This is a genomic window from Sphingomonas cynarae (assembly GCF_039537815.1).
Classification (GTDB): domain Bacteria; phylum Pseudomonadota; class Alphaproteobacteria; order Sphingomonadales; family Sphingomonadaceae; genus Sphingomonas; species Sphingomonas cynarae.
The window spans coordinates 363861-384267 of sequence record NZ_BAABBF010000004.1; the positions used below are offsets into that span (position 1 = coordinate 363861).

The 20407-nt window shown below is 64.6% G+C and carries 18 protein-coding genes and 1 pseudogene; 14 read left to right on the forward strand and 5 right to left on the reverse strand.

Features of this window, described 5'->3' with window-relative positions; all coding sequences use genetic code 11:
* From rpiA to ABD719_RS10950, 8 genes are all read left to right on the forward strand, one after another.
* Positions 1–678, forward strand: a complete 678-nt coding sequence (gene rpiA, locus ABD719_RS10915) for a ribose-5-phosphate isomerase RpiA (protein ID WP_344693459.1) — start codon at positions 1–3, stop codon at positions 676–678.
* Positions 679–747: 69 nt separating this feature from the next.
* Positions 748–2853: a transketolase gene (tkt, locus tag ABD719_RS10920; protein WP_344693396.1), complete on the forward strand. Its 2106-nt coding sequence runs from the start codon at positions 748–750 to the stop codon at positions 2851–2853.
* A gap of 5 nt (positions 2854–2858) precedes the next feature.
* Positions 2859–3983 (forward strand): transaldolase, encoded by a 1125-nt coding sequence (tal, locus tag ABD719_RS10925; RefSeq protein ID WP_344693397.1) that lies wholly within the window; start codon positions 2859–2861, stop codon positions 3981–3983.
* Positions 3984–4019: 36 nt separating this feature from the next.
* On the forward strand, positions 4020–5003 hold the full coding sequence (gene gnd / locus ABD719_RS10930) for a phosphogluconate dehydrogenase (NAD(+)-dependent, decarboxylating) (RefSeq protein WP_344693460.1): 984 nt from the start codon (positions 4020–4022) through the stop codon (positions 5001–5003).
* Positions 5000–5824 (forward strand): Cof-type HAD-IIB family hydrolase, encoded by an 825-nt coding sequence (locus ABD719_RS10935; protein ID WP_344693398.1) that lies wholly within the window; start codon positions 5000–5002, stop codon positions 5822–5824. Before gnd ends, ABD719_RS10935 begins: the two co-directional genes overlap by 4 nt.
* Complete coding sequence (locus ABD719_RS10940) at positions 5821–6573, forward strand: HAD-IIB family hydrolase (RefSeq protein ID WP_344693399.1); 753 nt, start codon at positions 5821–5823, stop codon at positions 6571–6573. The genes ABD719_RS10935 and ABD719_RS10940 overlap by 4 nt, the downstream gene beginning before the upstream one ends.
* Positions 6574–6656: 83 nt before the next feature.
* Complete coding sequence (locus ABD719_RS10945; RefSeq protein WP_344693400.1) at positions 6657–9521, forward strand: PAS domain-containing protein; 2865 nt, start codon at positions 6657–6659, stop codon at positions 9519–9521.
* A gap of 72 nt (positions 9522–9593) precedes the next feature.
* On the forward strand, positions 9594–11735 hold the full coding sequence (locus tag ABD719_RS10950) for a histidine kinase dimerization/phosphoacceptor domain -containing protein (protein WP_344693401.1): 2142 nt from the start codon (positions 9594–9596) through the stop codon (positions 11733–11735).
* A gap of 13 nt (positions 11736–11748) precedes the next feature.
* On the opposite strand, the gene ABD719_RS10955 is transcribed toward ABD719_RS10950, so the two are convergent.
* From ABD719_RS10955 to ABD719_RS10965, 3 genes are all read right to left on the reverse strand, one after another.
* Entirely contained in the window at positions 11749–12276 is a 528-nt protein-coding gene (locus ABD719_RS10955; RefSeq protein ID WP_344693402.1) for a biliverdin-producing heme oxygenase, read from the reverse strand.
* The gene (locus ABD719_RS10960; protein WP_344693403.1) at positions 12273–13556 is read right to left on the reverse strand and encodes a dicarboxylate/amino acid:cation symporter; all 1284 of its coding nucleotides are present in this window, start codon (positions 13554–13556) and stop codon (positions 12273–12275) included. Before ABD719_RS10960 ends, ABD719_RS10955 begins: the two co-directional genes overlap by 4 nt.
* A gap of 94 nt (positions 13557–13650) precedes the next feature.
* Positions 13651–15399, reverse strand: a complete 1749-nt coding sequence (locus ABD719_RS10965) for a fatty acyl-AMP ligase (RefSeq protein WP_344693404.1) — start codon at positions 15397–15399, stop codon at positions 13651–13653.
* A 128-nt stretch (positions 15400–15527) separates the two neighbouring features.
* On the opposite strand from ABD719_RS10965, the gene ABD719_RS10970 reads away from it, so the two are divergent.
* From ABD719_RS10970 to ABD719_RS10990, 5 genes and pseudogenes are all read left to right on the forward strand, one after another.
* Positions 15528–16055: a RecX family transcriptional regulator gene (locus ABD719_RS10970; RefSeq protein WP_344693405.1), complete on the forward strand. Its 528-nt coding sequence runs from the start codon at positions 15528–15530 to the stop codon at positions 16053–16055.
* 23 nt (positions 16056–16078) lie between these two features.
* On the forward strand, positions 16079–16636 hold the full coding sequence (locus ABD719_RS10975) for a cold-shock protein (protein WP_344693406.1): 558 nt from the start codon (positions 16079–16081) through the stop codon (positions 16634–16636).
* Positions 16633–17103, forward strand: coding sequence for a DUF192 domain-containing protein (locus ABD719_RS10980; RefSeq protein ID WP_344693407.1), 471 nt, complete (start codon positions 16633–16635; stop codon positions 17101–17103). The genes ABD719_RS10975 and ABD719_RS10980 overlap by 4 nt, the downstream gene beginning before the upstream one ends.
* A 55-nt stretch (positions 17104–17158) precedes the next feature.
* Positions 17159–17554 (forward strand): NADH:ubiquinone oxidoreductase subunit NDUFA12, encoded by a 396-nt coding sequence (locus ABD719_RS10985; RefSeq protein ID WP_344693408.1) that lies wholly within the window; start codon positions 17159–17161, stop codon positions 17552–17554.
* A gap of 194 nt (positions 17555–17748) precedes the next feature.
* Positions 17749–17982: pseudogene (locus tag ABD719_RS10990) on the forward strand (DUF2155 domain-containing protein); the annotation flags it as partial.
* A gap of 35 nt (positions 17983–18017) precedes the next feature.
* On the opposite strand, the gene aat reads toward ABD719_RS10990, so the two are convergent.
* Both aat and ABD719_RS11000 read right to left on the reverse strand, forming a co-directional pair.
* Positions 18018–18737 (reverse strand): leucyl/phenylalanyl-tRNA--protein transferase, encoded by a 720-nt coding sequence (aat, locus tag ABD719_RS10995; RefSeq protein WP_344693461.1) that lies wholly within the window; start codon positions 18735–18737, stop codon positions 18018–18020.
* A gap of 118 nt (positions 18738–18855) precedes the next feature.
* Positions 18856–19272, reverse strand: a complete 417-nt coding sequence (locus tag ABD719_RS11000) for a hypothetical protein (protein ID WP_344693409.1) — start codon at positions 19270–19272, stop codon at positions 18856–18858.
* Between the two features lie 154 nt (positions 19273–19426).
* Between ABD719_RS11000 and ABD719_RS11005 the strand changes: the two genes are divergently transcribed.
* Positions 19427–20407 carry a cysteine synthase A gene (locus ABD719_RS11005; protein ID WP_344693410.1) on the forward strand — a complete coding sequence of 327 codons (981 nt, stop codon included), beginning with the start codon at positions 19427–19429 and terminating at the stop codon, positions 20405–20407.

Consider the following 20407-nt stretch of genomic DNA (forward strand, 5'->3'; position numbering starts at 1 on the left):
ATGACCGATCCGGATGACGACAAGCGAATGGCGGCCGGGGCCGCGGTGCGGGAAGTACGCGACGGGATGCTGGTGGGGCTGGGCACTGGTTCCACCGCCGCCCATGCTATCCATGCCATCGCCGCGGCGGGCCTGCGGATCGAAACGGTCGCCACGTCGGCAGCCAGCGCAGCGCTGGCGCGCTCGCTTGGAATCGTAGTGCGGGATTTCGCCGATGTCGTGCGCGTCGACCTGACGATCGACGGCGCCGATGAAGTCGACGACACCTGCCGGGCGATCAAGGGGGCTGGCGGTGCAATGGTGCGCGAGAAGATAGTCGCGGCGGCCAGCGATCGCATGATCGTGATCGCCGACGGGTCCAAACGGGTGGCGGTGATCGGCGCGGCGGCAATCCCGGTGGAGGTGCTGCCCTTTGGCGCAGCCTTCGTTTCGCAGGAGCTGACGGCCTTGTTCGCATCGGTCGTACCGCGGGACGGGGGCCATTATCGGACCGACAATGGCGGCATGGTGTTCGATTGCCGACAGGCGGTCACGCGGGAGTGGCCGGCGCTGGCCGCGACGATCGCAAGCATCCCCGGCGTGCTCGGTCATGGCCTGTTCCTGACCGAGATCGACGCGGCCTATATCGCCGCCGGGGGAACCGTTACGCGACTGGAACGTCGCCTGACGAAGCGCTAGGGGCGTCGTCACCGCGCAACCGACCGCCGGTACAGGCGTTCGACCATCGACCAATAGAGGCTCATGTTCATGTCCGATACCGAGACTGCCACGTCCGTCGCCACTGCCCTGCACGAGGACGGCAGTCCCGAACGGCTGGCGATCGACACCATCCGCACCCTGTCGATGGATGCGGTTCAGAAGGCCAATTCGGGCCATCCCGGCACCCCGATGGCGCTGGCGCCGGTCGGATACACCTTGTGGTCGAAATTCCTGCGCTACGATCCGGCCCATGCCGACTGGCCCAATCGCGACCGCTTCGTCCTGTCGGTCGGCCATGCGTCGATGCTGCTCTACAGCCTCATCCACCTTGCCGGAATCGAGGAAATCGACGCCGATGGCAACAAGACCGGCAAGGAGGCGCTGAGCCTCGCCGATCTGGAGCAGTTCCGGCAATTGTCCTCCAAAACCCCCGGCCACCCCGAATACCGCCACACCACCGGTGTGGAGACCACGACGGGCCCACTGGGCGCCGGGTGCAGCAATTCGGTCGGCATGGCGATCGCCGAGCGGTCGCTGGCGGCACGCTATAATCGCGATGGTTTCCCCGTGTTCGATCACGACGTCTACGCACTGTGCGGCGATGGCGACATGATGGAGGGCGTCGCGTCCGAAGCGGCGAGCATCGCCGGTCACCTGAAACTGTCCAACCTCTGCTGGATCTACGACAGCAACCATATCTCGATCGAGGGCGGTACCGATCTGGCGTTCGACGAGGATGTCGGCCTGCGCTTCAAGGCCTATGGCTGGAACGTCATCCATGTCGACGACGCGAACGACACCGCCGCGATCGCCGCCGCGATCGAGACGTTCCGCAAGACGACCGACCGGCCGACCTTCATCGTCGTCCACTCGGTGATCGGCTGGGGCAGCCCGAAGGCGGGCAGCGAAAAGGCACATGGCGAGCCTTTGGGCGAAGAGAATGTCCGCCTGACCAAGCGCGCCTATGGCTGGCCAGAAGACAAGAGCTTCTACGTGCCGGATGGCGTTGCCGAGGCGTTCCGCAAGGAGATCGGCGACCGCAGCAAGCCGCTGCGTGACGAATGGGTCGCGATGGTCGACCGCTATCTCCAGGCCAATCCCGAACTGGGTGCCGAGCTCGATGCGATGCTGAAGGACGAGCTGCCGGCCGGCTGGGATGCTGACGTGCCGGTATTCCCCGCTGACGCCAAGGGTCTGGCCAGTCGCGATTCGGGCGGCAAGGTGCTGAATGCGCTGGCAAAGCGCGTGCCGTGGCTGATCGGTGGCTCCGCCGATCTCGCGCCGTCCACCAAGACCGACATCAAGGACGAGGCGTCGTTCGAACCGGATAACTATGCCGGCCGCAACTTTCATTTCGGCGTCCGGGAACATGGCATGGGCGGGGTGGTGAACGGCATGGCGCTGTCGCACCTGCGTGCCTACGGCTCCACCTTCCTCGTCTTCGCCGACTATATGCGCGCACCCATCCGCCTGTCGGCGATCATGGAAGTCGGCGCGATCTGGGTGTTCACCCACGATTCGATCGGCGTCGGTGAGGACGGCCCGACCCACCAGCCGATCGAGCATCTGGCGTCGCTGCGCGCGATCCCCGGTCTCGACGTGATCCGGCCGGGCGACGCGAACGAGGTCGCCTGGGCCTATCGCGCCGTGCTGGAGGATGCGAGCCGTCCGGCGGCGCTGATCTTCTCCCGTCAGGCGTTGCCGACGCTCGATCGCGACAAATATGCCAGTGCCGAAGGCGTGCGGAAGGGCGGCTATGTGCTGGCCGACTGCGATGGCGAGCCGGAGGTCGTGTTGATCGCCACGGGCAGCGAATTGTCGCTGGTGGTCGATGCCTATGAAAAGCTGACGGCGGAGGGCACCAGGGCGCGCGTCGTCTCGCTGCCCAGCTGGTATCGCTTCGAATTGCAGGACAAGGCGTACAGGGATTCGGTCCTGCCGCCCGCCGCCAAGGCGCGGCTGGCGGTCGAGATGGCCGGATCGATGGGCTGGGACCGCTATGTCGGCAGCCATGGCGACACGATCACCATGTCTACCTTCGGCGCGTCTGCGCCACTCGCGAAGCTGCAGGACAAGTTCGGCTTCACCGTCGACAACATCGTCGACAAGGCGCGCTCGCTGATCGCCGAAGCCGCCTCCACCGACAAGGAATGACCGCGATGAGCAAGCTTTCCGATCTCTCCGCCGCCGGCACCGCCGTCTGGCTCGATTTCGTCGACCGCAAGTTTCTCGAAGCCGGCGGGCTGAAGAAGCTGGTCGAGGAGGACGGGCTGACCGGCGTCACGTCCAACCCCTCGATCTTCGAAAAGGCGATGGGGCATGGCGACGCCTATGACGACACGCTCGCGGCGTTCGACAAGGAAAACCCCGGCGCCGCGACGATCGACCGCTACGAACATCTGGCGATCGAAGACATCAAGGCCGCGGCCGAAACGCTGGCACCGGTCTATGAGCGGCTGGACGCGAAGGATGGCTATGTCAGCCTGGAGGTGTCGCCCTATATCGCCGACGACACCGACGCGACCATCGCGGAGGCGCAGAAACTGTGGGCGGCGGTCGACCGTCCGAACCTGATGATCAAAATTCCCGGCACGCTCGCCGGCGCTCCGGCGATCTCGGCGACGATTGCGACCGGGATCAACGTCAACGTGACGCTGCTGTTCTCGCTCGACGCCTATATCCGGGTCGCCGAGGCCCATGCGGCGGGACTGGAGGAGCGCGTTCGTCAGGGGCAGCCGATCGATCGTATCGCATCGGTCGCCAGCTTCTTCGTTAGCCGGATCGACACGACGATCGACAAGCAGATCGACGCCCGGCTGAAGGACGGCGATGCCGAGGCGGAGGCACTGAAGGCGGTGCGCGGCAAGGTGGCGATCGCCAACGCCAAGCAGGCTTATGCCTGGTATCAGGATTTCATCGCATCCGATCGCTGGCAGGCGCTGGCTGCGAAGGGCGCGCAGCCGCAGCGGCTGCTCTGGGCGTCGACCGGGGTCAAGGACCCGGCCTATCCCGACACGCTCTACATCGACACGCTGATCGGTCCCGATACCGTCAACACCATGCCGCCCAAGACGATGGACGCCTTCCGCGACCACGGCACGGTCGCGACGACGCTGACCGCCGATGTCGATGCCGCCCGGCACGTGCTGGCGGAAGCGGACCGGCTTGGCCTGGACCTGCCCGGTGTGACGGATTCCCTTGTGCTTGAAGGGGTTGCATCCTTTACAAGTGCCTTCGACGACCTGCTGGGCGCAATCGCGAAGAAGCAGCCGGCGGCCGCCTGAGCCCCGGTTGCCCGATCCTCGATATAGGTGAACATGATGAAGATTGGCATGATCGGCCTCGGCCGAATGGGCGGTAACATGGCCCGCCGGCTGATGGCCGGTGGCCATGAGATCGTCGCCTACGACCGCAACGAGGAAGCGGTCGCGGCGCTGGCCAATGATGGCGCGATCCCCGCCAGCTCGCTTGACGACATGCGGGACAAGCTCGACACCCCGGCGATCTGGTGGGTGATGCTGCCCGCCGGCGATATCACCGAAAGCACGATTGCGACGATCGGTACCGATGCGAAGCCCGGCGACATCGTGATCGATGGCGGCAACAGTTTCTACAAGGACGATATCCGCCGTGCGAAGATGCTGGCGGAGAAAGACCTTCACTATGTCGATGTCGGCACCTCCGGTGGGGTGTGGGGCAAGGAACGCGGCTATTGCATGATGATCGGTGGTGACAAGGAAACGGTCGACCTGCTCGATCCGATTTTCGACACGCTGGCGCCCGGCACCGGCGAAATCGTCCGTACCCCCGGCCGCAACCCTGAGAACGCCGATCCCCGCGCCGAAAAGGGCTATATCCATGCCGGCCCCGCAGGATCAGGCCACTTCGTCAAGATGATCCACAACGGCATCGAATACGGCCTGATGCAGGCCTATGCCGAAGGATTCGACATCCTGAAGTCCAAGAACACCGACAAGCTGCCCGAGGAGGAACGGTTCGACCTGAACCTGACCGACATCGCCGAGGTATGGCGGCGTGGTAGCGTGATCTCGTCCTGGCTGCTCGACCTGACCGCTATCGCGCTGGCGAAGGACGGGATGCTGGAACAGTTCTCCGGCAGCGTCGCGGACTCGGGCGAGGGGCAGTGGACGATCGACGCCGCAATGGAGCAGAAGGTGCCGGCCAATGTCCTCACCGCGTCGCTGTTCGCGCGGTATCGCAGCCGGATCGATCATACGTTCGGCGACAAGGTGCTGTCGGCGATGCGCTATGGCTTTGGCGGCCATGTGGAAATCCCGCAATGAGCCCATCGGGCAAGCGCCCGCGCCTGCTGGTGTCCGATGTCGACGGAACGCTGGTCGATCGCGAGAAGCAGTTGACCAAGGGAACGATCGAAGCAGTTGCACGCCTGCATGAGGCCGGGATCGGCTTCACGATCATCTCCGCCCGCCCGAGATCGGGGCTGTTGCCGCTGATCGAGCAACTGGGCCTCGACGAGCCGGTCGGTGCGTTCAACGGTGGCATCGTTTTCCGGCGATCGGGCGAGATATTGGCGCATCATCGAATCGATCCCGCAGTCGCACGCGGTATCTGGGCGGCAGTCGGCGATGCGCCGGTGGACCGGTGGGTGTTCGCCGACGACCGCTGGTACGCCTCGACCAGTCAGGGCACCCATGTCGGCTCGGAGCGAAGGGCCTCCGCGCAGGAGCCGATCGTCACCGGCGACTTCGGTGCCCTGCTCGACCGGGCAGACAAGATCACCTTCGTCAGTGACGATCAGCCGCTATTGGCCGAATTGTCCGCGCAGGTGGCGGGTGTCTGGGGTGACAGCGCCACGATCGCGCAAAGCCAGACCTATTATCTCGACGTCACCGCGCCGGAAGCGAACAAGGGGGCGGGCATTGCGGCTCTGGCCGGGTCGTTCGGGGTGCCGCTCGACGAAACCGCCGCGATCGGGGATCAGGCCAATGATCTCCCCATGCTGGACCGTGCCGGACTGGCGATCGCGATGGGCAATGCGCCGGATGGCGTCAAAGCCCGGGCACATCACGTTTCCCGGCCGAACCACGACGATGGCGTCGCGTGGGCTATCGACCACCTCATCATCAAAAGGGACCACGCATGAAGCAGCTCGTCGCATTCGACCTCGACGGAACACTGGCCGAAAGCAAGCAGCCGCTGGGTGATCCGATGGCGGAGGCGCTGGCCGACTTGCTGGGCGTAGCCAATGTGGCGGTGATTTCCGGTGGGGACTGGCCGCAGTTCGACAAGCAGGTGGCCAGCCGTCTGCCGGCGCGCGCCGACCGGTCGAAGCTATGGCTGATGCCGACCACCGGTACCAAGCTTTATACGTGGCAGAACGATAATTGGACGACGGTGTATGCCGAACTGTTCGATGACGAGACCAAGGCCAAAATTCTGCGCGAATTCGACGCCGCGCTGGAGACGACCGGTTTTGTGCCCGAACAGACCTGGGGCGAACGGATCGAGGATCGCGGGAGCCAGATCACCTTCTCCGCCCTCGGCCAGCAGGCGCCGATCGACGCCAAGGAACATTGGGACCCCAAGTTCGAGAAGCGCAAGATCATCCAGGCCGAACTGAAACAGCGGTTGCCCGGTCTGTCGATCAACATGGGTGGCGCCACCTCGATCGACATCACCCGCGAGGGTGTCGACAAGGCCTATGGTCTCAAGAAACTGCGCGACGCCAGCGGCATTCCGCTGGAGGCGATGATGTTCATCGGCGATGCGATCTTTCCCGGCGGCAACGATTATCCTGCCAAGCAACTAGGGTTGGATACCGTACGCGTGCGTGACCCGCAGGACACGCTGGGCGTGATTGCGGCGATCGTCGCCTGTCAGAAAGGGAACTGAACCACCCCCGCTCGCGTCTCGCTAACCACCGTGACCCGGCGGCAGCGGCTGGCCAGACGACGTAACTGACCATTGGCGGATCAATGACCCATTCCCTTTCGTCCGGCGGCCCCGTGTCGCCGGATACCTATCGCCAGATATTCGACATGGTCGATGCTGGATTCTGTATCGTCGAGATGATCTTCGACGGCGATCTGGCGGTGGATTACCGGTTTGTCGCGGTGAACCGGATGTTCGAACGGCAGACGGGACTGGTCGATCCCGTCGGCAGGACCGCACGGGAACTGGTGCCGGGGCTGGAGCAGCATTGGTATGATACTTATGGCCGCGTCGCGCTAACCGGAGAACCGGCCCGCTTCGAAAACGGATCGGAGGCGATGGGCCGCTGGTTCGAGGTACAGGCATTACGTGTCGGCGACCCCGATGAACGCAGGATCGGTATTCTGTTCGCCGATGTATCCGACCAGCGTCGCTCCGAGCATGCCGCCCGTGAAAGCGAAGAGCGGTTGCAGCAGGCTCTGTCCGCCGGGCACGGCATCGGCACCTGGGATTGGAACGTAGCCACTGATCTGGTTCGCGCGGATGAACGGTTCGCCCGTCTCTATGGCGTCGATCCGGATCAGGCTGCACACGGCGCACCGATTGCCGCATTCTTTGGCAGGATACATCCGGACGATCGGCTTCCAGCCGAAGCACGGATCGAGCAGGCAGTCAGTTCGGGGGGAGAGTTCGTCGCCGAATATCGGCTGATTCAAGATGACGGCTCCATCCGCTGGGTTGCGGCACAGGGGCGTTGCCGGCTCGATAGCCGTGGGCGCCCCCTGCGCTTTCCCGGCGTCAGTTTCGACATCACCGACCAGAAGCGGGCGGCGATGCGACAGTCGACGCTGCTCGAACTCGGGGATCGGCTACGCGACCTGACCGATATCGGCGAGATCAGCTACGTGGCGTCTGAAGTGCTCGGCCGGGCGTTGGGCGTCAGCCGTGCCGGATATGGCGTCATCGATACCGAGGCGGAAACGATCACGATCGATCGCGACTGGAATGCGCCGGGCGCGACCAGCATTGCCGGTGTGCTGCACTTCCGGGAATATGGCAGTTACATCGAAGACCTGAAGGCAGGCCGGACGGTGCAGATCGCCGATGTCGCGCGCGATCCACGTACCCGCGACACCGCCGATGCATTGCGGGGCATCGCTGCCGCCTCGTTCGTTAATATGCCGCTGCTCGAACAGGGGCGCATCGTTGCGCTCGTCTTCGTCAATAATGCCGAACCGCGGCCGTATGACGACGACGAACTGGCGCTGATCCGTGAGTTCGCATCCCGCGTTCGCGCAGCGACCGAGCGTGTCCGGGCCGATGAGGCACGCCGGCAGAGCGAGGAACAGTTCCACGTCTTCGCCCAGGCCGTACCCAACCAGATCTGGGCGGCCCATGCCGATGGCCACCTCTACTGGTTCAACGATCAGGTCTATGCCTATAGCGGTCTCGATCATGCCGGGCTGGTCGGGCTGACGACATGGACCGACATCGTCCATCCGGATGATGTTGCCGAAGCCGGACGGCGGTGGGCGCATGCCGTCGCGACTGGTGAGGTCTACGGAGTCGAATTCCGCATCCGTCGCGCGGACGGTGCCTATCGTTGGTTTCTGGTACGGGCGGAACCGGTGCGGACCGGCGAAATGATCGTACGGTGGGTCGGCACCAATACCGATATCGACGATCAGCGCCGCTTCGCCGACACGCTGGAAGAGCAGGTAGCGGCACGCACCCGCGAACTGATGGTGGCGGAAGAGGCGTTGCGTCAGAGTCAGAAGATGGAGGCGGTCGGCCAGCTGACCGGCGGCATTGCGCACGACTTCAACAATCTGCTGACCGGGATCATCGGCAGTCTGGAGCTACTGGGCATCCGCATCGCGCAAGGCCGGCTTGCCGATGTCGAACGTTACTCGCTTGCCGCGCAGGGAGCAGCGAAACGTGCGGCGTCGCTGACGCATCGGCTGCTCGCCTTTTCGCGGCGGCAGACGCTGGATCCCAAACCGACCGACATGAACCGGCTGATCGTCGGCATGGAGGATTTGATCCGTCGCACGATCGGGCCGGGGATCGAACTGGAAACCGTAGCAGCGGGGGGACTGTGGTCGACCCTCGTCGATCCCAACCAGCTTGAGAATGCGCTGCTCAACCTGTGCATCAACGCCCGTGACGCGATGCCCGACGGCGGTCGTCTGACGGTCGAAAGCGCCAATCGGTGGCTCGATGCGCGCGCGGCACGCGATCGTGATCTCGAGCCGGGTCAATATGTGTCGCTATGCGTATCCGATACGGGAACGGGTATGACGCCGGAGGTGATTGCCAAGGCGTTCGATCCGTTCTTCACCACCAAGCCGCTGGGGGTCGGCACCGGGCTTGGCCTGTCGATGATCTATGGTTTCTCGCGCCAGTCGGGCGGGCAGGTGCGAATCTATTCGGAGCCGGGGGAGGGGACGATGGCCTGTCTCTATCTGCCCCGACACCATGGCAAGGCCGACGGCGTGGAAGCGATCCCCGATCTGGCCGATGCGCCCCGAACTATTGAAGGCGAAACCGTGCTGGTCGTCGATGACGAGCCGACTGTCCGGATGCTGGTGGTCGAGGTGCTGGAGGAACTGGGCTATCTGCCCATTGAGGCGGCGGACGGCGCTGCCGGGCTGAAGATTCTCCAGTCGGCGATCCCGATCGATCTGCTGGTGACCGATGTCGGCTTACCCGGGGGAATGAACGGCCGGCAGATGGCGGATGCCGCCCGGCTGGTCCGGCCGGGTTTGAAGACGCTGTTCATCACCGGCTATGCAGAGAATGCGGTGGTCGGAAACGGGCATCTGGATGCCGGGATGCATGTGATGACCAAGCCGTTCGCGATGGAGGCCTTGGCCACGAGGATTCGCGAATTGATCCAGGCGAAGTGATCGAAGGTGTCGGATTTGCAATGCCCGAACGAAACGTTCATGCCGCTTCCCATAAAGAGGTAAGCGTAAGACATGGCGTCGCATAGTATATCGACCGATCCCGGCGTCGATCTGGCCGACTGTGATCGGGAACCCATCCATATACCCGGATCGATTCAGCCGCATGGGCTGTTGCTGATCGTGGATGCCGGTTCGCTGACTGTGGTGGCGGGAGCGGGTGACTTAGAGACGCGATTGTCGCCGGAGTGGCTGGGCGCGCCGCTATCGACACTGGTACATCAGGATATCGCGGCACTGATCGCGGCTACCCCCTCCGGTTCAGGGGGGGGCGTGATTGGCACGCTGGTCACCGTGCATGACGAACGATTTGATGTCGCCGTACACCGGGCGGGGGACCAACTGCTCGTGGAGCTGGAGCCCGGTGCCGCGGCGCCGATGAGCGCTGGCGCGACGCTGAGCCGGCTCGATGCCTTTGCCACGAGCTTCGAGCGCGCTAGCGATCTGCGTACCTTGTGCGATCGCGCGGCAGTCGCCTTCAGAACGCTGACCGGGTTCGACCGGGTCATGGTCTATCGTTTTCTGGACGACGATGCCGGGCGCGTCGTGGCGGAGGATAGCGATCCCGCGCTGCCCACGTTCATGCATCATCATTTTCCTGCATCGGATATCCCGCGTCAGGCGCGGGCCCTCTATATCCGCAACCGCACCCGGTCGATCCCCAATGTCACTTATGACCCGCAGCCGATCAGGCCGGCGGCGTTCGCGCAGGTTGATCTGTCCGATGTAGCAATACGCAGCGTCTCGCCCATCCACGTCCGTTACCTGAAGAACATGGGGGTAGCGGCCTCCGCGTCGATCTCGATCGTCAAGGACGGGCTGTTATGGGGGCTGATCGCCTGCCATCATCGCACCCCGCACGCGTTGTCGGCAGATGTTCGGGCGGCGGCGGCGATGCTGGCATCGGGCCTCGCCCGGCAGGTCCGCGCCAAGGAAGAAGCGGAAACCTATCGCGAGCGGCTAAGGCTGCGCGCGGCGGAGGACGATGTTGTCCCCAAGCTGGCGGGCGCGACTGGCCTGCCCCATTCGGTGGCGCGGGTGAAACGCGAGTTGCGCACGATGCTGGGGGCCGATGGCTTTGCGCTGGTCCATGGCCGGACGGTGGTGGTCGACGGTACCTGTCCGCCTGAGGAGACGATCCGCGAGATCGGCTCATGGGTTAGTGCGCGTGGCGGCGGCGATCCGTTCGCGACACACGAACTGGCCACGGCGATGCCAGAGGCGGGGGCGCATGCCGCCAATGCCAGCGGTCTGCTTGCGATGATGCTGGGGGAAGAGGGCGGCACCCTGTTATGGTTCCGCATGGAGCAGATCGAGGAGATCGAGTGGGCGGGCAACCCTCACAAGTCGGTCAGTCTGACGCCGGGCGAGCAATTGACGCCACGCGCGTCGTTCGAAACTTGGACGGAGGCGGTGCGCGGCCTGTCGCGCCGCTGGACGTTGGAAGAGGTGGAGGCCGCGCATCGCCTGCGCCGTGCGTTTCACGATGCCTATCAGGTCCGCCAGCTGCGTGACCTGAACGCCCAGCTGACCCGTACCGCGAACGAACGCGAGGCATTGCTGCAGCAGAAAGACCTGCTGATGAAGGAGGTCGATCACCGCATCCAGAACAGTCTGCAGCTAGTATCCGCTTTCCTAGCGATGCAGGCGCGCGCGGCCGGGCCGGGTGAGGTGTCCGATCACCTGCGCGAGGCACAGGCACGGTTGTCCGCCGTCGCGCAGGTCCATCGTCGCCTGTACCGTGATGATCGGGTCGAAACCATCGATCTGGCCCGATATTTGGAGGAACTGGCCGGTGACATGAAGCTGTCACTGGGCGAGGAATGGGCGTCGCGCATGAGGCTCGATCTGGCGCCGGTACTGATCCCGTCCGACCGGGCGGTGAATGTCGGATTGGTGATGACCGAGCTGGTGATCAACGCAACGAAATATGCCTATGATGGCTTGCCCGGCCCGATCGCCATCGTGCTGGAACAACATCGCAACCGCCTGCGCCTGATCGTCGCGGACGAAGGGCGGGGCAAGGTTGGCGACAAGGCAGGCTTCGGCAGCCGGATGATGGCGGCGATGGTCGCCCGGCTGAACGGCGAGATCGAGCAGGACGATAACCAGCCCGGTCTGCGCGCTATCCTGACCGCACCGATTCAGGAGGGCTGAGGCAGGGGCTGTTTCAGCTGGCGGCGATCCGGGTGGCGGCATGTCGGTACAGGGTGAAGCATGCCTCCGCGCCGGTGATGGCGCTGTCAGTCCACGCTTCGCCCTGCCGCTCGCCCTCGGCATCGATCGCCGCGAGCAAGCTCCGCCACTCACCACTCTCGTGCTTCGCGCCGAGATAGCGGGTGGGCAGACCGACATCGACCGATCGTGCCAGCATGATCCCGCCAAGACGTGATCCTTCTGTTACATACAATGCCCCCCATGCCGCACCCGCCCTATCGGGCAGGGCGAACGCGAGGGGGATGGGCAGGGCGTGACCCAGGTCTTGCAGGTCTGCCGACAATAGCGGCGTACGGATCCGCCATGGCGGCAAGCCATCTATCGTGGCGAACTGACGTTCGGCGGCGGGCAGCGCCAGCGCATGGGCGATCAGGAAGCGGGAATAGTCCTCCGCCTTTGCGAGATCGTGATGGCCGAACGCCGCGTCAACCATATCGTGCAATGGCGCTGTGGCGGCACGCAGCCGGGCGACCGGGGTCATGCCGCCGCGGGAACCGCCGCCGGATCAGTTGCCGCGATGTCCACGATCAGCCCCTGCCGGCGGGCGACGATCGTCGGCACCAGCGCCTGCCCGGCAACGTTGACCGCGGTGCGCCCCATGTCGATGATCGGGTCGATGGCTAGCAGCAGGCCCGCTCCTTCCAAAGGCAAGCCCAGTGTCGACAGCGTCAGCGTCAGCATGACCAGCGCTCCGGTCAACCCTGCGGTCGCCGCCGACCCGACCACCGATACGAGGACGATCAGCAGATAATCGGAGGCGTGGAGCGCGATGCCATAATATTGCGCGACGAACAGCGCCGCCACAGCGGGGTAGACGGCGGCACATCCGTCCATCTTGGTCGTCGCGGCGAACGGCACGGCGAAGGCGGCATAGCTTTTCGGAACGCCGATCCGCTCTACCGCCGCTTCGGTGACAGGTAAGGTGGCGATCGACGAACGCGACACGAAACCGAGCTGAATCGCAGGCCATGCGGCGGCGAAGAAACGCCGGACGGACAGGCCGTTCATCCGCAGCAGGGCCGGATAGACGACCAGCAGCACCAGTCCTAGTCCAATATACACGGCACCGGCAAAGGCACCCAGTGCCGACAGCGACTGCCAGCCATATTGCACGACGGCATGGCCCAACAATCCGGCCGTGCCGATGGGGGTCAGCCGTACCACCCAGCGCAGCACCCGGCGGAAGATGGCGAGGGCGGAGGCATTGAACGACAGGAAGGCCGATCCCGGCTCGCCCACTCGTACGGCGGCGATTCCCAATGCGATGGCGACGACGATGATCTGAAGAATGTTGAACGAGATCGAAGTGGACGCCCCGGCATCGGTCAGCCTGGTCGATGCGCTCAAGCCAAGCATGTTGGACGGCACCAGTCCGCGCAGAAAATCGAGCCATGACCCGGTCGAAGTAGGACGGATCGCCGTCGCAGCATCCACCCCGGCACGTACGCCCGGCTCTATCAGCAGGCCCAGCGCCAGTCCGATGCTAACCGCGATCAATGCGGTGATCGCGAACCAGATCAGCGTGCCTGCCACCAGGCGGGCGGCATTACCCAGATCGCGCAGGGCAGCAATCGAGGCAACGATCGCGGTGAAGACCAGCGGCACCACCAGCGCCCGCAACAGCTGGACGAAGATTTCGCCAACGATGCGCAATGCCTCGGCCAACGCACTGGTTTCACCCAGGGTGCGGGCCCAGAAACCGAGCAGCAGGCCGGCGGCCATGCCCAGGAACACCTGGGCGCTAAAGGAAACACGTGTCATGCCACCGCAACTTGGAGCATGACGGCGCAATTTCCCAGCAAGCTTTGCTGCACCGGCGAATAGGCAGCCTGTGATGCCCGTACCGATGTCGGCGTCAGGCGGCGATATCGTAGGGCTTTATCTCGCCAGCCAGATACAGATTGCGCGCCTTGGCTCGTGACAGTTTGCCCGACGAGGTACGCGGCAACGTACGCGGCGGAATCAGTTCGATCACGCAGTTCATGCCCGTGACCGAGCGTACCCTTTCCCGGATCGTGTCGCGCAGTCGGCTGCGTTCGGCGGTATCGGAACTGCGGCACTGAACCAGCACCGCCGGCGTCTCCTCACCGCCCGGCGTGGTGATCGCGAAGGCGGCAATGTCGCCGGACTTGAAGCCGGGCAGTTGCTCCACTGCCCATTCGATGTCCTGCGGCCAGTGGTTGCGGCCGTTGACGATGATCATGTCCTTGGCGCGGCCGACGATGTACAGATAGCCGTCCGACATATAGCCCATGTCGCCGGTATCCAGCCAGTCGTCGGTCATGCACGCCTCGGTTGCAGCCGGATCACGGAAATAGCCAACCATCACCGATGGCCCCCGGCACCAGACCTTGCCGATCGCCCGTTCCGGCAGCGGTGCGCCATTTTCCTGACGGATCGCGACTTGCATGTCGCGCACCGGCTTGCCGCAGTTGACGATGGCGCGGAACCGCTGTGGCCTGTCGTCATTGGCATGGGCGCCCGACAGTTCGGTCTCCTCGACCAGCTCGACGCGGATGCCCTCACCCGGCGGCATGATCGATACCGCCAGCGTCGCTTCCGCCAGACCGTAGGACGGGAGGAAAGCGCCGGCCTGGAAACCAGCATCGGCGAAGGCGTCAACGAATGCCTGCATCACGTCGGGGCGGATCATGTCCGCGCCGTTACCCGCGACCCGCCAGCGTGACAGGTCGAACCGGTCAGACGCCTTGGTCTGCGAGGAGATGCGACGCGCGCAGATGTCGTAACCGAAGGTCGGCGAATAGGAGAGGGTCGTGCCCTCGTTCCGGCTGATGAGGTCGAGCCATGCAAGCGGACGGCGGGCGAAATCCTCCGTCTTGAGGTAATCTGTCGATACCTGATTGGCCACCGGTGACAGGAAGCAGCCGACCAGTCCCATGTCGTGATACCAGGGCAACCATGATACGCAGCGATCGGTGTCGCATACCGCCATGCCGTGGCTGTGCGCGGCCAAGTTGTTGAGCAGTGCCCGATGCGTAATCGCGACACCGTGAGGGAAGCGGGTCGAGCCGCTCGAATATTGCAGGTATGCGATCTGGTCAGGCTCGGCCTGCGGCAGCGTCACCTCGGGCGCGGGGCGAGCAGCGAAGCTTGTCCAGTCGACCCCGGTCACGCCAGCCACGGCGGCGGCCTCACCGGCCAGCGTGATCAGCTCGGGTGGATAGATCAGCATCGATGGGTCGCAGCTGGCGAGCTGAACGCGAAGCTGGTCAATATACGAGTCGCGCCCGCCGAACGACGTCGGCAGCGGCAACGGCACCGGCCATGCACCCGCATAGACCACCCCGAAGAACAAGGCCGCGAACTCGGCCGAGGTTTCGGCGACCAAGGCGATCCGGTCCTGCGGCTTCACGCCTGCGGCGATCAGCCGGCGCGCGGCGAGCAATGCATCTTCGCGCAGTTCCGCAAAGGCATAGGGCCGTGCCAATGCGCCACGCGGATCATGGAAATTCAGGCCACGGACGCCGGCGGCGGCATAATCCAATGCCTCGCCCAGCGTTCCGAAATCGGCGAAACGGCGGGGAAGCGTATCCGCGGTCGGCGTCGCGATCGGCGCGGCCTGGCATTGCATCTCGGTCGTCATCGTGCCTTGGTCCTTCGAGCGGCGCACCTGCGCCGGTTATTCCTTCCTTATCCAGTGTGGCACAATCAAGGCGAATGACGGCGGATCGATCAACCAGGCGTCCTGTACCCCCGCTCGATCCGTCCGCGATGGAGCGTCTGGCGCTACGCTATGTCGAGCGGTTCGCCACCACGCGGGGCAAGCTGGCCGACTATCTGGTGCGCAAGGCACGCGAGCGGGGTTGGGCGGGAGAGGGCGACGTACGGACCGTAGCGGAGGATCTCGCAGAAAAGATGGCGGGGCTCGGCTATGTCGACGACCGCGCCTATGCGACCGCCAGGGCGGCGGCGCTGACCCGGCGTGGGCTGGGCGCGGGGCGGGTGACGATGGCGTTGCGACAGGCACGTGTCGGAGTCGAAGATGTTGCGGCGGTGCAGCCTGCGGTGGCTCGCGATCGCATCGACAGCGCGCTGGGCTTCGCCCGTCGTCGGCGGATAGGCCCGTTCGCACCCGCGCCGGTCGAGAAGGCGCAACGGGAAAAACATATCGGTGCCATGGTCAGGGCAGGCCATTCCTTTGCATTGGCACGCTTAATCGCCTTTGCCGATCCTGGTCAGACAATCGATTTAGATACCGCTTCGGCCATAGGTCCTTGCGGGGACGACGAACCATGCTAGCAGGGCGCCGTCAGGGGTGGCCGATGGAGCAAGGGTTGCAGCCGGCACGCGATACAGACGATGCGGTCGGGTCGGGCGTGCCGGTCGTCGGCGTGGTGAAATGGTTCGACGTGACACGGGGTTTCGGCTTTGTCGTAGCGGACGATCCCGCAATGGGCGATGTGCTGGTGCATTTCAGCGTGCTGGAAGAGCATGGCCGCCGCAGCCTGCCCGAAGGCGCCCGGGTCGAAGCGCTGGTAGTCGAGCGCGGTCGGGGTCTGCAAGCCCGGCAGATCATGACGATCGATCTGTCACAGGCGGTGGCGGACGTGCCGCCGCCCCGCCCCCGCGAGGATCGGATCGATCCGCTCACCATGATCGACAGTGCGGGCGCATTCGAATCCGCCAGCGTGAAATGGTTCAATCGGCTAAAGGGATACGGCTTCCTGATCCGCGATCGCGATGGAGCCGATGTGTTCGTCCATATGGAAACCCTGCGCCGCGGCGGTCTGATTACGGTCGAACCCCAACAGCCGGTGCGCGCCCGTATCGTTGATAGCGACAAGGGCGCGCTTGCCGTCATGGTGGAGCCCTTATCATGAAGAAGGCGGCCGCTGCGATCGCCTGGCTGGCGCTGGCCGGCTGCGATAGCCGTCAGTCGGAGGAAGATGGCATACGGATCGTGCCGGTCCGGATCGACGGGGCGGGGGGTAGTCACGGCTTTCGGGCGGAACTGGCGCAGACAGAGGCGGAGCAGGCACGTGGACTGATGTTCCGCACCAATCTCGTTGCAGATTCGGCGATGCTGTTCGCGCCCTATCCGCCCGATGGTGGCGAACCGCGCGAAACGAGCTTCTGGATGAAGAACACGCCGACATCGCTCGATATCCTGTTCATCCGAGCCGACGGCACGATCGCCCGTATCGCCGAAAACACCGTGCCCTTCTCGGAAGCACCGCTCCCATCAGGCGAGCCGGTATCGGCTGTTCTGGAACTTCGCGGCGGCAGGGCGAGCGAACTGGGGATCGGTGAGGGCGACCGGGTCAGCTGGTCGACGACCGGATCATGACTTTTGCTCCCGATCGGCTGTTGATGACGGCGATCGGTCGGGGTAAGCGCACGGCATGGGTATCCTGACCTCGATCTTCACCTGGTGGAACGGCGCCACCATCGGCACCCGCGTCTATGGCCTCCGCGGCATGGCCCGGAAAGGCGAGGACGCGCTGGGCAACGTCTATTATGAAGGACGCAAGGATACCGCCGGCAATCCCCGCCGCTGGGTGATCTATCAGGGCGCGAACGATGCCAGCCGGGTGCCGCCGGAATGGGTCGCATGGCTCCATCGTCAGGTCGACGACGTTCCCGAACGATCCATGCCGCCGCAGCGCGCGTGGCAGAAGCCGGCAATTGCCAACCTGACCGGCACGCCGCTGGCCTATCGTCCCGCCGGGGCGATGGAAAAGGGCGGGCAGCGCGCTGCCGCCACCGGCGATTACGAAGCCTGGACGCCGGAGGGATGATCCGCTGGGTTGCTGCGGCCGTGCTGGTCGTGGCGCTCGCGATCGGTGGCTGGTTCGGTTATCGCGCGTTGACCGCGCCCGATCCTGCGATCGCGCCGATCCGGGTCGAACAGGATGTGCCGGAGGGGCCGCCGGCCGGCATAGAGACGGTCGACACCAGCGGTGCCGGCCCGGCGATCGCCGGCACGACGCCGATGGCGGAACGCGTCGCCGTGATCGGTGTACTCAACAAGCGTAACGGTGCCAGCCGCGAAGTGCGTCTTCGCCCCGGTGGCGTGGCACGGATCGGTGACGTGGTCGTCCGCTTGCGCGCCTGTGACCGGACCGCGCCGTGGGAGGCCGAGCAGTTGACGGGCGCGTTCGTGCAGATGGACGTGCGCGGCCCCGACCGGGCATGGCGGCGTGGTTTCTCGGGGTGGCTGTTCAAGGAGCGGCCGGCACTGAACGTCGTCCAGCATCCAATCTACGATGTTTGGGCCAAGAGCTGCACGATGTCTTTCCCTGCGACGGGCGCGGATACCGAATCGATCGCCGGCACGCGGTCGAGGGCGCCGAAATCGGCCGCCCCGCGCCCGGATGCCACATCCGCCGAACCGGTCGTTGCTCCTCCCTCAAGCGCCGCCTCCAGCAACGCCATATAGGCGGTGCGCGGTATCTCCACCGCGCCAAGCGAGGCAAGGTGCGGCGTCTGGAACTGGCAGTCGAGTAAGGTGAAGCCACCGACCCGCAACCGTGCGACCAGCCAGGCCAGCGCGACTTTAGACGCATCGGTAGCGCGGCTGACCATACTTTCCCCGAAAAACGCCCGACCGATCGCCAGCCCGTACAACCCGCCCACCAGTCGATCGCCGTCCCGGCATTCGACCGAGTGCGCAAAGCCGAGTTGGTGGAGCCGGACGAACACGTCCTCGATACCGCCGTTGATCCAGGTCTCGGGCCGGCCGCTGGCACTCTCGGCACACAGGCTTAGCATCGCGGTAAAATCGGTGTCGATGGTCACCCGGAATCGGTCTGCCGCGATCGTTCGCCGCAACGTACGCGACAGATGGAACCCGTCCAGCGGCAACACTGCCCGGCGGCGTGGCTCGACCCAATAGACGCCATCGGCATCGCGGGCATCCGCCATTGGAAACACGCCGACCGAATAGGCACCAAGCACGAGTTGGGGATCGAGGATATCCATCGTCATGACTCGACGTGGGCTTGCGGACGGCAACGGACAAGGCGTGGGTACACGCGGCCCAAAAGAAAAGGCCGACGGAACAAGCCGCCGGCCTCTGAATGATCGAAAGGAATCGCAATCAGACGTGGCAGCTGAGCGCCTTGTTTTCCGGCTGGGTCAGCATGATCTTGGTATCGTCGCCGGTCAGGGTCCAGCCGCCTTCGGCCATGAATGGCTCGCCCTTCGCTGGCGCCTTCAGCACCGTGGGGGTGGTGGCCGTGCTGGGCACGCGGACGTTCACCTGCTTGTCGCCATTGAAGAACACCACGCCGACCAGCGAGCCGTCTGCACAACGGAACGTCTTCTCCACCCGGATCGACGGCGGCAGCTCGACCGGTGCGGCGTTGGCGATCTGGTTGGCGAGTGGGTCGGGATTGGAATCAACCACTTCAGGTTGCTGCGGCTGCGAGTTGCAGGCGGCCAGCACGAGGAGCGGGGCGGCGATGAACAGAGGGTAGATTTTCATGACGCCATCGATTTTGCCGATATGCTGCATTGCGTCAAGCAATGTGCGGTGGTGCGACCCTCCTGAGTGCCGACCGGTATTGGTGGTCAATGAGGGCATCAAACCCGGCGCCATTAGCGATACTTGGGGGCGGTAAACGGGCGGTCGCTTGGCCATGCGATGGCGGGGGCCTATGGCCTATGGCATGCATACTGCCCCGGATACACTCGCCCTGATCGGTCATACCCCGCTCGTCCGCCTCGACGGGCCGAGCAAGGCGACGGGTTGCGACATTTTTGGTAAATGTGAATTTGCCAACCCCGGTGCGTCGGTAAAGGACCGCGCGGCGCTGTTCATTGTCGAGGACGCAGAGGCACGCGGTACGCTGCGCCCCGGCGGAACGATCGTGGAGGGGACGGCAGGCAACACCGGTATCGGGCTGGCGCTGGTCGCCAATGCCAAGGGATATCGCACGATCATCGTGATGCCCGAGACGCAGAGCCGCGAGAAGATGGATACGCTGCGCGCGCTGGGCGCGGAACTGGTGCTGGTATCGGCGGCCCCCTATTCCAGCCCCTGTCATTTCGTCCACACCTCGCGCCGGATCGCGGAGGAGACACCGGGGGCGATCTGGGCCAACCAGTTCGACAACATCGCCAATCGTCGTGCCCATATCGTTGGCACCGCAGAGGAAATCTGGAGGCAGATGGATGGTCGGATCGACGGCTTCACCTGCGCGGCGGGCACCGGCGGCACAATCGCCGGCGTCGGATTGGGCCTGAAAGCAAAGGACGATAATGTGACGATCGCCTTGACCGATCCTCATGGTGCTGCGCTCTACGAATATTACGAATGCGGTGAATTGCGGTCCGAAGGATCGTCGGTCGCGGAAGGAATCGGGCAGGGGCGGATTACCGCCAATCTGGAGGGTGCGCCGATCGACACACAGTTCCGCGTCGGCGATCAGGAGGGCTATGAATGGGTACGGCGCCTGCTTAATGAAGAGGGGCTGTGTCTTGGCCTATCGTCGGGGATTAATGTCGCGGGCGCGGTACGGTTGGCACGTGCTTTGGGGCCGGGGCGGCGGATTGCGACGATCCTGTGCGATACCGGTTTCCGCTACCTGTCGACTCTGCACAACCCTGTCTGGCGAGGCGAAAAGGGACTCGTTGAGCCGGTCGTTTGA

Bases quoted from the DNA above. Each gene is read 5' to 3' on its own strand.
- ABD719_RS10955 (WP_344693402.1), bottom strand. From the start codon at position 12,276: ATGACCCCGGTCGCCCGGCTGCGTGCCGCCACAGCGCCATTGCACGAT.
- ABD719_RS10975 (WP_344693406.1), top strand. From the start codon at position 16,079: ATGGAGCAAGGGTTGCAGCCGGCACGCGATACAGACGATGCGGTCGGG.
- ABD719_RS10965 (WP_344693404.1), bottom strand. From the start codon at position 15,399: ATGACGACCGAGATGCAATGCCAGGCCGCGCCGATCGCGACGCCGACC.
- ABD719_RS10985 (WP_344693408.1), top strand. From the start codon at position 17,159: ATGGGTATCCTGACCTCGATCTTCACCTGGTGGAACGGCGCCACCATC.
- ABD719_RS11005 (WP_344693410.1), top strand. From the start codon at position 19,427: ATGCATACTGCCCCGGATACACTCGCCCTGATCGGTCATACCCCGCTC.
- ABD719_RS10940 (WP_344693399.1), top strand. From the start codon at position 5,821: ATGAAGCAGCTCGTCGCATTCGACCTCGACGGAACACTGGCCGAAAGC.
- rpiA (WP_344693459.1), top strand. From the start codon at position 1: ATGACCGATCCGGATGACGACAAGCGAATGGCGGCCGGGGCCGCGGTG.
- aat (WP_344693461.1), bottom strand. From the start codon at position 18,737: ATGGATATCCTCGATCCCCAACTCGTGCTTGGTGCCTATTCGGTCGGC.
- tkt (WP_344693396.1), top strand. From the start codon at position 748: ATGTCCGATACCGAGACTGCCACGTCCGTCGCCACTGCCCTGCACGAG.
- ABD719_RS10935 (WP_344693398.1), top strand. From the start codon at position 5,000: ATGAGCCCATCGGGCAAGCGCCCGCGCCTGCTGGTGTCCGATGTCGAC.
- tal (WP_344693397.1), top strand. From the start codon at position 2,859: ATGAGCAAGCTTTCCGATCTCTCCGCCGCCGGCACCGCCGTCTGGCTC.
- ABD719_RS10945 (WP_344693400.1), top strand. From the start codon at position 6,657: ATGACCCATTCCCTTTCGTCCGGCGGCCCCGTGTCGCCGGATACCTAT.
- ABD719_RS10970 (WP_344693405.1), top strand. From the start codon at position 15,528: ATGGAGCGTCTGGCGCTACGCTATGTCGAGCGGTTCGCCACCACGCGG.
- ABD719_RS11000 (WP_344693409.1), bottom strand. From the start codon at position 19,272: ATGCAGCATATCGGCAAAATCGATGGCGTCATGAAAATCTACCCTCTG.
- ABD719_RS10980 (WP_344693407.1), top strand. From the start codon at position 16,633: ATGAAGAAGGCGGCCGCTGCGATCGCCTGGCTGGCGCTGGCCGGCTGC.
- ABD719_RS10960 (WP_344693403.1), bottom strand. From the start codon at position 13,556: ATGACACGTGTTTCCTTTAGCGCCCAGGTGTTCCTGGGCATGGCCGCC.
- gnd (WP_344693460.1), top strand. From the start codon at position 4,020: ATGAAGATTGGCATGATCGGCCTCGGCCGAATGGGCGGTAACATGGCC.
- ABD719_RS10950 (WP_344693401.1), top strand. From the start codon at position 9,594: ATGGCGTCGCATAGTATATCGACCGATCCCGGCGTCGATCTGGCCGAC.